Annotated in this window: 11 protein-coding genes and 1 tRNA gene; 2 read left to right on the top strand and 10 right to left on the bottom strand. The window is 60.0% G+C overall.

Going from position 1 to position 14,121, the window contains the following annotated elements; translation table 11 throughout:
* Positions 1–45 precede the first annotated feature (45 nt).
* A tRNA-Val gene (locus ABSE61_RS33605) sits at positions 46–120 on the top strand.
* 22 nt (positions 121–142) lie between these two features.
* Here the strand turns inward: ABSE61_RS33605 and ABSE61_RS33600 are convergent.
* The 3 genes from ABSE61_RS33600 to ABSE61_RS33590 form a co-directional block, all read right to left on the bottom strand.
* Entirely contained in the window at positions 143–2,098 is a 1,956-nt protein-coding gene (locus tag ABSE61_RS33600) for a recombinase family protein (protein WP_423875481.1), read from the bottom strand.
* Positions 2,099–2,804: 706 nt separating this feature from the next.
* Positions 2,805–2,939 carry a hypothetical protein gene (locus ABSE61_RS33595; RefSeq protein ID WP_423875484.1) on the bottom strand — a complete coding sequence of 45 codons (135 nt, stop codon included), beginning with the start codon at positions 2,937–2,939 and terminating at the stop codon, positions 2,805–2,807.
* Between the two features lie 89 nt (positions 2,940–3,028).
* On the bottom strand, positions 3,029–3,355 hold the full coding sequence (locus tag ABSE61_RS33590) for a conjugal transfer protein TraD (RefSeq protein ID WP_423875483.1): 327 nt from the start codon (positions 3,353–3,355) through the stop codon (positions 3,029–3,031).
* 171 nt (positions 3,356–3,526) lie between these two features.
* On the opposite strand from ABSE61_RS33590, the gene traA reads away from it, so the two are divergent.
* A complete protein-coding gene (gene traA / locus ABSE61_RS33585) occupies positions 3,527–6,547 on the top strand; it encodes a Ti-type conjugative transfer relaxase TraA (protein ID WP_423875480.1) in 3,021 nt (1,006 codons plus the stop codon).
* 795 nt (positions 6,548–7,342) lie between these two features.
* Here traA and ABSE61_RS33580 read toward each other — a convergent pair.
* The 7 genes from ABSE61_RS33580 to ABSE61_RS33550 form a co-directional block, all read right to left on the bottom strand.
* Positions 7,343–8,323 carry an RHS repeat-associated core domain-containing protein gene (locus ABSE61_RS33580; RefSeq protein WP_423875479.1) on the bottom strand — a complete coding sequence of 327 codons (981 nt, stop codon included), beginning with the start codon at positions 8,321–8,323 and terminating at the stop codon, positions 7,343–7,345.
* A gap of 28 nt (positions 8,324–8,351) precedes the next feature.
* Entirely contained in the window at positions 8,352–9,200 is an 849-nt protein-coding gene (locus ABSE61_RS33575) for an ArdC family protein (RefSeq protein WP_423875478.1), read from the bottom strand.
* A 528-nt stretch (positions 9,201–9,728) separates the two neighbouring features.
* On the bottom strand, positions 9,729–11,156 hold the full coding sequence (locus ABSE61_RS33570) for an adenylate/guanylate cyclase domain-containing protein (RefSeq protein ID WP_423875477.1): 1,428 nt from the start codon (positions 11,154–11,156) through the stop codon (positions 9,729–9,731).
* A gap of 64 nt (positions 11,157–11,220) precedes the next feature.
* Positions 11,221–12,303, bottom strand: coding sequence for an MBL fold metallo-hydrolase (locus tag ABSE61_RS33565; RefSeq protein WP_423875476.1), 1,083 nt, complete (start codon positions 12,301–12,303; stop codon positions 11,221–11,223).
* A gap of 25 nt (positions 12,304–12,328) precedes the next feature.
* Positions 12,329–12,895, bottom strand: coding sequence for a carboxymuconolactone decarboxylase family protein (locus ABSE61_RS33560; RefSeq protein WP_423875475.1), 567 nt, complete (start codon positions 12,893–12,895; stop codon positions 12,329–12,331).
* 45 nt (positions 12,896–12,940) lie between these two features.
* On the bottom strand, positions 12,941–13,729 hold the full coding sequence (locus ABSE61_RS33555) for an alpha/beta fold hydrolase (protein WP_423875482.1): 789 nt from the start codon (positions 13,727–13,729) through the stop codon (positions 12,941–12,943).
* Positions 13,730–13,760: 31 nt separating this feature from the next.
* Complete coding sequence (locus ABSE61_RS33550) at positions 13,761–14,090, bottom strand: alpha/beta fold hydrolase (RefSeq protein WP_423875474.1); 330 nt, start codon at positions 14,088–14,090, stop codon at positions 13,761–13,763.
* Between the last annotated feature and the right edge of the window lie 31 nt (positions 14,091–14,121).

Here is a 14,121-nt window from a genome sequence, read left to right as displayed (position 1 = left end):
CCCGTGCTTCGTAAATCCCGGCTCTGGCCCTCACCCATGGCGGCCGGGCGCATAGCTCAGCGGGAGAGCGTTCCCTTCACACGGGAGAGGTCCAAGGTTCGATCCCTTGTGCGCCCACCATTGATCTCTAAACATCAACGACTTATGCAGGTGATTCCCTACAGGTGTGCCCTAAAAAATCCGGGGCACAACAGGGGCACCTCGCTTTAGTACGTTGACGCAAACGTCTACTCGCACCCGCTGCTGAGCGATCCCGACCTCGATGAAGAGCCTCGTTGACCCTGACGACGACATCCGTCTCGGCAGCATGTAGTGCGATAAGGTTCGATGAAGCCGGGAGTTCGCTTCTTTTCGGCATCGCATCGCGGTTGCCTTCGGCGCCGACACGCATTGCGCACCATGATGAAATCGGCGCTCGGAGGGATCCGCTGCACAACGCCATTGATTTGATAGGTTCAAATCGGGGAGGCGCAAGCGCGTTTGTTATAACTTCGGGTCTGGGAGACCTCCGACGGCCTGTGGCGAGATCGAGGATGGCCATCAACTCGCCGCGTAGAATAGCGTGGCTCTCACCCCTCTTCTCGCCGGGAGTTATCACGACCTCACCAACCAGCGAGCGGATGTCCTCGCGGGCTTGCCCGTCGGACTCTGGCTCGGCCAGCGTTTCGGCGAGACGGATCACCTTGGTGCGATAGTGCTCAGCGATGTTCGGATGAACGTCCGGCATATCGGGCAAAGCCTTGGCAAGCCGCTCTTCAATCTTCGTTCTTTGCTGCTCCAGCTCCGCCATCCTCACCTTCATGGCAGGCTGGTACATGCCGTCCTCGATGGCATCCATGATCCCTTTAATACCTCTTCCAATCTTCTCAAGAGTGCGACGATCCGCTTCTGCCTGTGCACGCCGTTCGTGGTTCTGCCGATTAATCTCGTCGGCATAGGCACGCACAGCGACCGCCGCGGCCTCGGGGGACACCAGCTTATCGGTAAGGCCCGCCAGCACGCGCCGTTCGATGTCGTCGCGTCGAACCGTACGACTATTATCGCAGACCCCTTTGCGATAATGACCAAGACAACCGTAACGGTCGTTCGTGATGATGCCGTACTTTCCGCCACAGCATCCGCAAGTAAGCAGACCTGACAAAAGGAAGGCGGGACGACGCAGAAAGTTCAGCCGCGTCGCGCGCTTAGCGCGGACACCTTCGGTCGTTGCCTCGAACTGCTTTGCGAGCTCGACTTGGCGAAGCTTTACCCGCTGCCACAACTCGTCATCGACGATGCGGAGCTCCGGCACCTCGGTCCTGATCCATTCGGTCTCGGGATTCGGGCGCGACACCCTCTTGCCTGTACTCGGGTCCTTAATGAAGCGCTGCCGGTTCCAGACCAGCATGCCAGCATAAAGCTCGTTGTTTACGATGCCGTTACCACGGCAGGCATGCCCACGGATCGTCGTATCCCCCCAGGCGTGGCCGAGCGGACCTGGGATGCCATCGCGGTTCAGGTCGGCTGCGATGGCACGTGGCGATTTTCCCACTGCAAACTCCCGGAAAATCCGGGAGACGACAACGGCCTCGACATCGTTGATCCGGCGTTCACCCCGGACCGGCTCGCCTTCACTGTCAGTGCGCTTCACTACCTCATAGCCATAGCAAAGTCCGCCGCCAGCCTTTCCCTTCTCCACCCGCCCGCGCAATCCGCGATGGGTCTTTGCGGCAAGGTCTTTCAAGAACAAGGCATTCATCGTGCCCTTGAGGCCGACATGAAGTTCGGAGATTTCGCCTTCAGCCAGGGTCACGATCTGCACGCCAGCAAAACGGAGGTGCTTGAATAGCGTTGCCACGTCGGCTTGATCGCGCGAGACGCGGTCCAGGGCCTCGGCGAGTACGATATCAAACTTGCCACGCTGAGCATCCCGCAACAGCGATTGGACACCAGGCCGAAGAATGACGCTGGCGCCGGAAATGGCCGCATCTTGATAAGACTCGATGACCTGCCAGTTCTCCCTTTCTGCATGCTCGCGGCAGACGCGGAACTGGTCCTCGATAGACGCGACGCTCTGATTGTCGGTCGAATAGCGTGCATAAAGTGCAGCCCTGGACATAGCCTATTCTCCACTTCAGCTACTCATCGAGTTAATAATCTTTGCCGCCGTCGAGGCAATTGTTTTCACCGGTGCGCAGATGGCCCATCTCCACTTGCACTGAATGCCTGACTGTCACCAAACGAAAGCCGTAGCTGAAAAACTTGACCCTATCGTGGCTCTGACTCATTGTCGTTGGCAGCGATAGGAGACTTGGCTTGTTCGCGCGCGATCTGTCGACCAAAGGCTTCCGCAATTCGCAGAATGCGTGGGTCAAGCGATGGAGCGACGCACGACGCGTTATCGTTAGCCGGCTTAAGACTTTTCTTCCTTTCCTCTTCCTCAGGCATTTCCGCGCTCTCTCGTCAGATTGATCGAGCGTAAGAACGACGAGTAAGCAAAAAAGGGAAGCCCGAACATTGGTCCGTCGTAGCGCGGCGTAAAAACGCTTACGACCGACGATTTTTACCCGTTGAGTCTAGAGACGTTTCGACTCGCGGTCAGGAGCGTTCAGCCGGCTGGCAGCGGTCCCGCCGTGGCGTTGAACTAACGGGCTACGGCCGACAGTGTAAGTGACATTGTGTACGAAGATGCCAGCCGTCGCCGTCAGGAACATGAATGCCAAGTAACAGCTGATCACGAATTCCCCAGCCCCCGCTTACACCGTTCATCGCGATCGACCCTGTCTCCGGCACGGAATCACTCCGTTGACATCCATCGTCGCGCATCAACGATGAACTGCTGAAGCAGTTCGATCTGTTACCTTGTGTGTCGCTGGGTCCGCCTCGAACGCTTGTTTCCCCCTTGTGGCCCAGAGCGCCCGCGCCCGTTCGCCTTGATCGCTTTGGAGCTTGTCAGCCATCCAAAGCAGCGCGCCAAAGATCATGGCGCGATCATCTCCGGTCAGGTCCGCGATACCGCTTGCGGCGCTCGACTTGCCAGCCGCGCATGTCATGCCGCGCCCTTGCTGCCTGTTGACGGTTGCGTGCCGCTCGGTTGCGCCCGAGCGCCGCCAGCGTGGCGCTCAGCTGCCGGTGCAGTTCGCCGCGCCCGGCCCTGAAAAAACGCGGCCCCACGTTTGACCCAAGCCTCCTTCCTTGCAATGTCCTTCGTCTCGGCCAGCATGATCAGCGCACCTGCCAGTTCATTGGCGTTAAGCGCGTCTGCCCCGGTGGCGATGACCAGCTCACCGAGTTGCTGCACCTTTCGGCTCTTCAGGCCGCGCGCCCTGTCCCCAAGTGCCTTCAGTTCGGCATCAAAATCCCGTGGCTTGCGCATCATCGTCTCCGTCAGTGTTGATGGAGAAATGATAGTCGAGCGCCCGGCACAATGCTGTAAGGTCGTCAGGACGGTGTGAGACGGTGTAATCCCTCCCGAGATTTTTTCGAGGGAGGGCGCGCTTATACGTCGTTCCGACGTGCGCTCCGCCGTGCCACTGATCCGATCGCGATGGCGATCTATCATCTTCACGTCAAGGTCATTGGCCGCAAGTCCGGCTCAAGCGCGGTGGCGTCAGCCGCCTACCGCTCAGGTTCGCGGCTGCGCGACGAGCGGCTTGATCGCAGCCATGATTTTTCCGGCAAACGTGGCGTCGTCCATTCCGAGGTACTGCTGCCGGAGAACGCCTCCGCTGTGTGGAACGACCGCGAACGGCTCTGGAACGATGTCGAGGCGTTCGAAGTCCGGAAAGACGCCCAGCTTGCCCGTGAGGTCGAGTTCGCCATTCCGCGCGAGATGACACAAGCACAGGGCATTGAACTCGCCCGTGACTTCGCGCGGTCGGAGTTCGTGGCTTTGGGCATGATCGCCGATCTCAATGTGCATTGGGACATCGGCGAAGACGGCCTGGCCAAACCCCATGCCCACGTCATGCTCACCATGCGCCAAGTCAGCGTGAATGGGGACGAGAGCGGCTTTGGTCCAAAAGTGCGGGATTGGAACCGCACGGAGATGGTCGAACGTTGGCGGGAACGCTGGGCCGAGCTTGCGAACGAGCGCCTGGCCGAACTCGATATTGACGCACGCATCGACCATCGCAGCTTCGAGGCGCAGGGTATCGCGCTGGAGCCGCAGAGTCAGATCGGCGCCCCTGCGCATCGCATTGAGCACGAAGGGACCGAGGCCGACCGCGCCGAACTGCACCGCGAGATTGCGCGCGGTAATGGCGCGCGGATCATCGCCGACCCTTACCTTGGGCTGGACGCGATCACAAAGCAGCAATCAACCTTTACGCCGCGCGATATGGCTGTCTTCGCGCACCGGCACAGTGACGGCATCGATCAATTCAACGCGGTGAGGGGCGCGATGCGCCAAGCGCCCGAACTGGTCGAGCTTGGCAAGGACGCTCGCGGCGAATCCCGCTTCACGACCCGCGACATGATCGAGGCGGAACAACGCCTGTACCGCGCCGCGGAACTGATGGCCGAGCGAGAACGCCATGAAGTCAATGACGCCGACAGGCAGGCGGCGCTGGCCCGTGCCGAAGCGCGCGGCCTTGTCCTTTCCGGCGAGCAGGCTGATGCACTGGCCCATATTACGGACGGGCGTGATTTGAGCGTCGTGGTCGGCCATGCCGGCACCGGCAAGAGCGCGATGCTGGGGGTGGCGCGCGAGGCCTGGGAGGCAGCAGGCTACGAGGTCCGGGGCATGGCGCTCTCCGGCATTGCCGCGGAAAATCTCGAAAGCGGATCGGGCATTGCGTCACGCACCATCGCCAGCCTGGAGCACGGCTGGGGACAGGGCCGCGGCCTGTTCACGAACCGCGATGTGCTTGTCATCGACGAGGCGGGCATGGTCGGTACACGGCAGTTGGAACGTGTGCTTTCCCATGCCGTAAAGGCCAGGGCAAAGGTGGTGCTCGTCGGCGATATCAAGCAGTTGCAATCCATCGAAGCCGGCGCGGCGTTCCGCTCGATTCACGAGCGCCATGGCGGCGCGGAAATCGGCGAGGTGCGCCGCCAGCGCGAGGACTGGCAACGGGACGCCACGCGTTATCTGGCGACGGGCAGAACCGGCCATGCGCTGCAAGCCTATCGCTCCCACGGCATGCTGCATGAGGCCCAAACCCGCGAGCAGGCGCGCGGCGATCTGATCGACCGCTGGCACCGCGAGCGGCAGGCATCCCCGGATCGGAGCCGGATCATCCTCACCCATACCAATGACGAGGTGCGGGCGCTGAACGAGGCAGCGCGGATGCGGATGCGGGCCGCGGGCGATCTGGGCGATGACGTTCAACTGCAAGTCGATCGCGGCGAGCGCGGCTTCGCCCGCGGGGATCGCGTCATGTTCCTGCAAAACGAACGAGGCCTTGGCGTCAAGAACGGCACCCTCGGGACCATCGAACAGGTCAGCGCGCGGTCCATGACCGTTCAGACGGGCGACGGTCGATCTGTGCAGTTTGACCTAAAGGACTACAACAAGATCGACCATGGCTATGCGGCGACCATCCACAAGGCGCAGGGCATGACGGTGGACCACGCCCATGTGCTGGCGACGCCCGGTATGGACGCCCATTCGAGCTATGTAGCCCTGTCGCGGCACCGCGACGGCGTGGAGCTGCATTATGGCCGTGACGATTTTGCGGGTCAGGACCGGCTTGCCCGAACCCTGTCACGCGATCGCGTCAAGGACATGGCCTCGGACTACGAGCAGCGCGATCCGGTACAGAGCTACGCCGAGCGGCGTGGCATCACCTTCCGCGGGCGCGTGGCCGAGCTCGTGCGCAAGATTGTGCCGGAAAAGCTACGCGACATGTTCGACGGCCTTCGCTCTCCTCTAGATGCGCCCAGACCGGATAGCGGACGGAAGCCGGAGCGGGAAACGCAGGAAAGGGAAAGAAGCGGTGTGGCTGTGGGAGCAGAGCGCCGCGAAACCGAAGCGCCAGAAAGGAAGCTGGCGGAAGAGGCTGAAAAGGAAATGCGCCGGTTGCGTACCCGAGCGCTCGTGCGCCATGCCCAAGCCGTGGATGCAATCTTCGATATGCAAGAGCTGGGCTTCGATGCAATTCCCGATCAGGTGAAGGAATTGCAGCAGGCCCGGAAGGTCTTCGAGAAGGTGCGCCCCTTTGGCTCGCACGATGCCGAAGCCGCCTACAAGAAGAACCCGGATCTTGTCCGCGAGGCGGCTGGCGGCCGGCTCAACCGCGCCATCCGCGCGCTCCAGCTTGAGACCGAACTGCGGATCAATCCGGGCCGTCGCGCCGACCGCTTCGTGGACGACTGGCAGAAGCTCGACCAGGCCAGTCTGCGCCGGTATCAGGCTGGCGACATCTCCGGCTACAGGTCCGCACGCTCGGCGATGGGTGACATGGCGAGAAGTCTCGAGCGCGATCCTCAACTGGAATCGCTCCTCGCCAATCGCAAGCGGGAGCTCGGCATCGCCTTCGAATCAGGCCGGCGGCTCGGGCACGAACTCGTTTTCAGCCACGGCCTCGACCTTGGCCGAGGTCGAAGTAGGGGAATCGAAATCTGAGCCATCCGATTCACCACCGACTCTGCGCCAGAACGGGATGACGGGCAAACCCCTCTTGCGCTTCCTTGAATGCCTGCCCTGACTGGTCTTAGCAGCCGTCGGAAACAGCCAGCAGGAGGCCGCGCGGGTCGGCGCAGTTCTTCCTCTTGCTGCGAGCAAAAAATAGCACGGCCTTGTCTGCTCGCGGAGATGGAACCGGAGCGCCGCCATCCCGTCAACGCCAAGCGGCTTCGCAGTGGCGCTCTGCGCCAGCATCGACCGGATGCCGCCGTCCCGGTGATGGCTTGTCAAGCAGACCAGGGTGGATTGTGAGCGTGATAGTGCACTGTCACCGTAATACTGTGCGGCTGTCACCGAAGTTCCGTCCTGATCAGAGTAGCGGGCAAGTTTGTCTCGCACGTTTCGAGATTGCGATCTTCCGGTTCAACGCATCGCTGCGATGTCTGATACAAATCAGCCGTTCGTCTAGGAATCTACGGAAAGCCCTAAGGCTCAGCTTTCGCTTCTCAAAGACCGCACTAGATTTACAATTGCACTGACCACAACCACTGCGCTGAAAAAATAAAAAATCCATTGGAGCCAGAAAAAAACGTCGCCGAGATTCGCGGTGATGTAAATAGTTACGTTCTTCACCACGTAGGGTACGATTCGACCCGTCGCTGGATCAGGCCGCCGAGGACTATCGAAATAGATCAGTTCGAGGAACGCTCGCAGCCCGATCGTCAGAACACATAGCAGCACTGCTCCATTCAAAACATTTTTTTTAATTTTTTTGATCAAAGACGCGCCCATTCGTTACTTGCCCGGTGTGGAAGATGTGCCAGCGGCCGATCGCGAGGTGCCCGCAAGTGAACCTGGATCGGGAGTAGATTGCAGATCTGCGTCTACTTGCTGTGCCGGCGCATCTATGGACACCGTGGTAGATGGTTTAGCGGGGGCGCTGCCGTCTCCAAAGGGAGCAATGAGCCAGGTGTTGGTGATCCCTGCCGCAACCGATACTCCAAGAGCCGGTCCCACGGTCACACCGGCACCCGAGACCTGACCGTTAGCGCTAGGTCCTCTAAAGTAATCGACGGACCCGCCAAAACCTACCCCACCGTGGGCACTGGCATTAAGAAAAGCTCCTGTCAGATCGCTGATTGTCTGCGCGTTCGAAACCTGGATGCTGAGACCGGCATCTGCGCTTGCACCCAAATTTGCACCCACGCCGGTATAGCCGTAGATACCCACATGACCACTAGTATCTATCGCTATGCCAAACCCAGTTGGGACTGCGATGCCAAGGAGGTTTCCGCTACCCGCATAACCGATTTGCAACGTGTACAGGCCGAGCGGATCAGCACGGTTGAGCGGATCGTTCCCGACGTAGGCATAAAGATTGATCCCACCCGCAGTCCCGATCGGATCCGTCTGCAAAAACCTCCCGAGCGTTGGCGAATAGACCCGGGCCCGGAAATCATAAAACCCGTTGGTCTCCGCATCGATCCGTGACCCGGTGTAGCGAAAGGTGCCGGTCGTGACATTGCTCTCGCCATAGGTCTGGTAGCCCGCCCTGGTCAGCACGCCCGAGCTGGCATCGAGAGAGGCGATGATAGAGCCCTGGATATCGGGGATATAGGTCGCGCGGGTTGAACCCGCGACGTTGACCTGGTTGAGCACGTCGTTCGGGCCCAAGCCGAAGGCGTACCAGTTCTGGATCGTGCCAGCGGTCCCGTCATAGTCAAGCAGCGCCCGCCCCTGCGGGTCCTGCACGAAAATAGTGGTTGTACCATTCACCGTCTTCGACTTGCGTCGTCCCTGCCCATCATAGGCATAGCTCGCCGTGTTTCCTGCACCGCTTGCCGAGATCAGCCGGCTCTCGGCGGACAGTCGGCACGATGCCTAGCGACGCGCAGCCGAAAGCGGCACTGAGCTCCGCCACCAGCTCTTCGAAGGCGTATTTCCTGGTGCCGTAACATCCGCTCTGGTCGCGGTTGAGACGCGACGGATGTCCGGTCGCGTGACCTAGTTCATGCAGCGCGGTCCGATGCCAATTAATCGGTTCGAAATAGGCCTGTGGCGGGGGGACCTGGACATAGTCTTCGACAGGTGCGTAGAAGGCGCGACTACCTCCGATCCGGAAATCAACGCCGCTGGCCTCGATCAAGGCTTCGACTGTCGGCTCAATCAGGCCCGGCGGCGGTGGCGGCGCGGCCGTTGCGATTTCGTCAGGCAGGCCATCACATTGGTCTGTGTTAAAGACCGTGAAGCGTTTCAGGAATGGAATCGCCTGCGCCTCTTCCCCGTCTTCGGTCGCACGACGTTTCTCGTCCTTTGGCATAAACCGGTCGGCGTAGACGATTGTGGTGCCGCGTTGACCCTTGCGGACATGGCCGCCAAGCGACAAAGCCTGGCGAAAGGTGAGCCAGCTTTGTCCTGCGAAGCCGTGTTCGATCACGGCTCCCCAAAGGATCAGGACATTGATGCCGCCGTATTGCCGGTCGGTCGAGGCATTCTTTGGCATTGCCAGCGGCGCCTTTGCCGCGGCCGTCCCCCAGGGCTGGACCCAGGGCACGCGGCCAGCCTCAAGTTCAGCGATGATCTTGTCGGTGATTTCGTCATAGAGATTTGCCCGATCCTGGCCAGGGCGCGCCCGAGTGTGATGTCTTGACATCGCGGATCTCCGCGACGAGCGCAGCGAGCCTCTCTCACTGCCTTAAACCCGTCACGGCAAACCCACGCGGCACTATTACTCTCTGCCGCCTGCGCGAAGGATCGACGCTGTGTGACCGACACGCCGGTTTGGTCGGCTTACGAAAACGCGGTTTGGCCTTCTGCACGCGCACAAGAATGCGAAATCTGCGACGGGCCCGCCTCGCGTCCCGTTCCTAATCTGACTTGGCCTTGATGTGCCGAGAGCGGCATGACCGATCAGGCGTGCGCCAAGGCGCATCGCCTCAACGGAAAACGCCACCCGCAGGAGGGTCAGCATAGCGCCGACGCGTAGCGGCGGGACCCGGGACCGAGTGCAGTCGCGAGACCGGTTAAGAAGGCACCCGAACGCGGGACAGTGATAGTGACGCCGGCATGCAATGGTGGCGCGGCCCGCGAGCGAATGCCTCCGGCGAGCGACACATTATTGTGCGCAAGGGATCGAAGCCGGATGACCAGGTTTCGAGAATGCGCGGGCCCGACGCCGGCCTCACAGGCTCACTCTAAAAACCGTGATCATCTGATCGATACCTTTAAAAGCGATCTGCTCCTTTGTAACGATACGGGAAGCCAACAGATCATCGACACCCGGAGCGATGCGAACAGTTTCGCTTATACAAATCTCATTGCCGTCGGCGTGATCTTGAACTCGGGCTGCGATGTTTACGGTCCGGCCGAAGTAGTCGAGGCGTTCATTAAACGTCACTGCGATCGAAGGGCCTCTATGAATGCCGACCTTCAGAACGATATCTTTGTTTTGGCGAAATTCGTTGAAGCGTTCGGTTTCCTCCCACATGGCAATTGCCGCGCAAACGGCGTCCGACGGTTTTTCGAATGCCGCCATCACCGCGTCGCCAATGGTCTTAATTACAGCACCATTATTTACAATGGTCGCCTGAAGCAGACGTTCGAAATGCTGTTGCACCAGTGATAAGGCTTTAAGATCACCGATCCGTTCGTAGAGCGCCGTCGACCCTTGAATATCCGTAAAGATCACGGTCAAGTCGCGCACGCCGATGCCTTCTGCGGATCGAATGAGTTCGGTTCGGAATAGCTCTCGGAAGCTTTGCGTCACCAACAATCGTCCACCGGTCAGAAAAGGTACGAACTGGAGCTTTGTTCGTTCACCACCTGGCGGAATGGAGCAGATCGTAAGAAGTCCAGTTTTCTTGGCTATATTTTCGACTTCGAATGTGATTTTGCCGGGAGCAACCGTTCGCGCGCTCAGTTCGCATGCATCCTCGGTATACAGGACGCGGACGATCTGCGGTTTGGATGCGGGAGGCCCCTCGATCAGGTATTCAAAGTAGGCCCGAGAATCCACGTCGTAACCAAAATAATAGCCCTGCTCGGATGCAGCCTCATAAAGCGTAATGGTATTTGGCGATAGATAATTCGCGCCGTGACTTAGCCCCTTGAAGACCTCCACAAGTGGCAGACCGTCCGGTCGCAGTCCATCAGCCGTCATCCGGCATTCGAAACAATAGTCGGTCGCACTCATGTTCTTCATCGAGTGGAATGCGATCGGTCTGACTGCACGAGAGACTGTGAAGGTGACCGCGATAAAGTCATCCAACGTAGATTCGTAATCGCAACGGCACATCGGGCAATAGTACTTATCTTCGACGCTCGTGAGACTGCTAAAGCTTTCGACCACGCAGGCACACATCGGGCATAGCAACAGCCAATCCATCTCGAACAAGCCGGCTGCCGATGCATGAATGAACAGGTCGATCGCCTCCGGCTGGGCGATGCCAAAATTGAACCCAAATGCTAACGGGTTGATCCGAAACAGACTGCGGTCAGATCCGCGGCGGATCGCTGACTCGAGCCGAGACAGGACCCGTGGACTCCACGCCCTCGCTGTTTCCAGCGCCGCAAAACGCGGCTCAAAAACGTTCTCGTTGGTCGGATCCATCAACAGTGCGGCGGCGAGACGACCATTCCTACCACCCTCGCTAAGGGATCGGACATCTGGACACCTATTTCGGTTGACCGGTCACGGGGTCTACGGACATGCGCGTCGTGTAGTCGCCCGGCAGCCAGATAAAGGCACCGCTCCGCACGCCGACATGTCCGAGACCCGGGAAGGAAATATGCGCGGCGCCGATCCAGTATCCAGCCTTCGCCGCATCGGAGAATATGCGCTTGCGGTCCATCTCGGCCTGATCCTCGTCACTGTCGTATTTGACGGTCACGGAGGGATCCGGAAACTGGATAGCCGCGACGTGAACTACATCTCCCCAGACGAGCAGCTTCTGTCCCCTGCTCTCGACCGCGTATGACGTGTGGCCCGGAGTGTGGCCTGGCAACGAAACGGCGCGGATGCCCGGCATGATCTCTTGTTCGCCTTCGAACGGCATATACCGGCCGGCGGCGATGTACGGTTTCAGCGACGCCTTGTCGCCCTCGAACATCGGCCGCAGAAAATCTTGCGCAGCCTTCTCGTTTGCGTCGTTCAGCCAATAAATCGCGTCGAGCTTGCTGGATCGGATCACCGCATTCGGGAATGCCGCGATGCCACCGGGCGCGATCCCGCCGACATGGTCGGCATGCAGGTGCGTCAAAAGCACCTCGTCGATCTGCTCCGGCCGATATCCGGACGCGCGGAGATTTTCGATCAGGTGCCCGCAGCACGCCCCGTAAAGCGTTCCGGCACCGCTATCGATGAGGATCAACTTACTCCCGGTATTGACCAAAAATGCGTTGATTGAGCCCTCGGTGGGCGCAGTCAGGTCCGAGGCCGCAAGAAGGGCGTTCGCCTCGTCGGGGTCGTGGTCGAACAGGTTTAACCGTCCGCCGGAGGCGCCGGCCTTGGCCTTGTTGAGCACCGCCGTTGCCGGGAACGGGTGCGTGCCGTCGAGCAATGCTGTGATCTCGAAGTCGCCCAGCATCATCCGATAAAAGCCGGGCGCCTGTGCACGCAACTGCGCCGCTGCCGCCCAGGCCGGTACCGCCTCAGCGAGAAATCCGGTCGTTGCGGCCAGCAAAGCCGCAAGAAGAGTGAGACGGCTGGCTGTGATTGCCATCGTTTGGCACTTTCGCTCGCGTCGAAGTGGGCTCATTCGCTTCTCTCCTCGCCGGAGCCGGCTAGTTCTCATCGGGAACTGGAATCGCAAAACCATTCAAGGTCATGGAAATGAAACAGTAGTGCCCGACCAGATAAACAATCTCTCGCGCTCCCTCCTTCCCGAACGCAGCTAGGGCGCTTTCCCAGATCACCGGTGACAGGACGCCTCCGCCGAGCAGCGCGTTCGCCATGTCGTAGGCGATCCCTTCTTCGCCCGTCAGGTCAGCCGGCCGGAGATTCGCCACGATGGTCGCCAAACGATGCGAACTCATCCCGTTCGACAGTGCGACGGCGCCGTGAGCGTAAATCTCATAGGCGGCGCCGAATTTTGATCCGACCGCCAGAATAACGATTTGCCGGATCATTTCGGGCAGATGCCGGAAGCGCGTCATGCCCTTTGTCGACTCCCAGAGTGCACGACCGAGGTCTGGATCGTGCAGCCAGGCACTCCAGGGCCCCAATATCGCCCCGTCCCCGCGCATGGTGGTAAAGTTGCTATACTTGGCCGCGATGCCAGCCTTCATGTCGTCGTAGAGCGACTTCTGTTCGGCCGAAAGCTCGGCAGGCGGGATGGAAGGCAGACGCATGATGGTGTCTTTCTTATGAGGCTCTCACCTGCTGAAGCGCGAGACTCACTCGGGAGCTCGCCCGTTGGTGCCCGCGTGCTGGGCCGCGTCCTCAATCAATTTTGCGACTTCAACCGGGTGCGATGCGTAGACAGAGTGGCTGGCACCCTCGATCTCGACAGTCGTGCTGTTGGCGCGCTTCGCGTACATCCGCTCAAGATCCGGATTGATGATCCGGTCGGACCTGGCAACCATGTACCAACTCGGCTTAGTCCTCCATGCGGCATCTCTGATCGGGGTCGAGAAGGCGGCGCTGGCTGTGAATACTTGCGCATGCGCCTCGAAGTCAGCCTGCTGCTTCGGCAGGTCGCCGGCAAATTCCGCCGGGAAACGGGCAGGATCGAGCAAAGCGTATCCATCGTCGGTCAGACGAATCGCATCTCGACCCGCAGATGGAAAGCGCTTGCCGTTTTCAGTCTGCGTCTCGCCGACATCCGGAGCGTGGGCAGCGATAAAGACCAAAGCCGCGACGTGAGGATCTATGCCGGCTTCTGTGATGATCGCTCCGCCGTAGCTGTGACCAACAAGGATAGTCGGACCATCCTGGCGACGGAGGACACGGGCGACGGCGGCAACATCATCTTCCAGTCCGGTCAGCGGAGGCTGCGCAGCCGTGACATTGTAGCCGTCATTGGCAAGAATTTCGTAAACGGCCTTCCAACCCGAGCCATCAGCGAACGCGCCATGGACAAGGACGATATTCTTCACCGGCGCGGCGTTCGCCGGACCATCGGCAAATGCCATTAGGGCGCCGCAGATAAAGGCAATGGAACCGCCAAAATTGAGAATATTCATTAGGCTCTCCACTCGATCGAATTCCAGATCGTTACGCGGGCGATGATTCGGCCCGATTGGCCGCTGCGGTACCGGCGGCAACCGCTTCTTCAATTACGGACACCACTTCGCCCGGATGAGACAGCAACGACATGTGGCTTGCATGAATCACCTTCGTCTTTGCTTTCATCCGGCTGGCGGAGGCCGACTGCAGCTCAACGCTGACCACGCGATCCTCGGCGGTCACGATGAACCACGACGGCTTCGTCTTCCAGGCGGCGACGGAGACGGTTTCCTCGAACGCTTTCCCGGCGAGCCGCCCTTGGGTGACCGCCAGAACGCGGGCTTCTTCCGCCGGGAGATCCGGGGCGATGTTGTTCACAAATCCTTCTTCGGTCTGATAAACAAATCCC

The sequence above is a fragment of the Bradyrhizobium sp. genome (assembly GCF_049519115.1).
Taxonomy (GTDB): Bacteria; Pseudomonadota; Alphaproteobacteria; order Rhizobiales; family Xanthobacteraceae; genus Bradyrhizobium.
The sequence above is the reverse complement of the archived record's forward strand: the minus strand, read 5'-3'. Positions and strand labels throughout refer to the sequence as shown.

Bases quoted from the DNA above. Each gene is read 5' to 3' on its own strand.
- ABSE61_RS33600 (WP_423875481.1), bottom strand. From the start codon at position 2,098: ATGTCCAGGGCTGCACTTTATGCACGCTATTCGACCGACAATCAGAGC.
- ABSE61_RS33595 (WP_423875484.1), bottom strand. From the start codon at position 2,939: ATGGCTGACAAGCTCCAAAGCGATCAAGGCGAACGGGCGCGGGCGCTC.
- ABSE61_RS33590 (WP_423875483.1), bottom strand. From the start codon at position 3,355: ATGCGCAAGCCACGGGATTTTGATGCCGAACTGAAGGCACTTGGGGAC.
- traA (WP_423875480.1), top strand. From the start codon at position 3,527: ATGGCGATCTATCATCTTCACGTCAAGGTCATTGGCCGCAAGTCCGGC.
- ABSE61_RS33575 (WP_423875478.1), bottom strand. From the start codon at position 9,200: ATGTCAAGACATCACACTCGGGCGCGCCCTGGCCAGGATCGGGCAAAT.
- ABSE61_RS33570 (WP_423875477.1), bottom strand. From the start codon at position 11,156: ATGGATCCGACCAACGAGAACGTTTTTGAGCCGCGTTTTGCGGCGCTG.
- ABSE61_RS33565 (WP_423875476.1), bottom strand. From the start codon at position 12,303: ATGAGCCCACTTCGACGCGAGCGAAAGTGCCAAACGATGGCAATCACA.
- ABSE61_RS33560 (WP_423875475.1), bottom strand. From the start codon at position 12,895: ATGCGTCTGCCTTCCATCCCGCCTGCCGAGCTTTCGGCCGAACAGAAG.
- ABSE61_RS33555 (WP_423875482.1), bottom strand. From the start codon at position 13,729: ATGAATATTCTCAATTTTGGCGGTTCCATTGCCTTTATCTGCGGCGCC.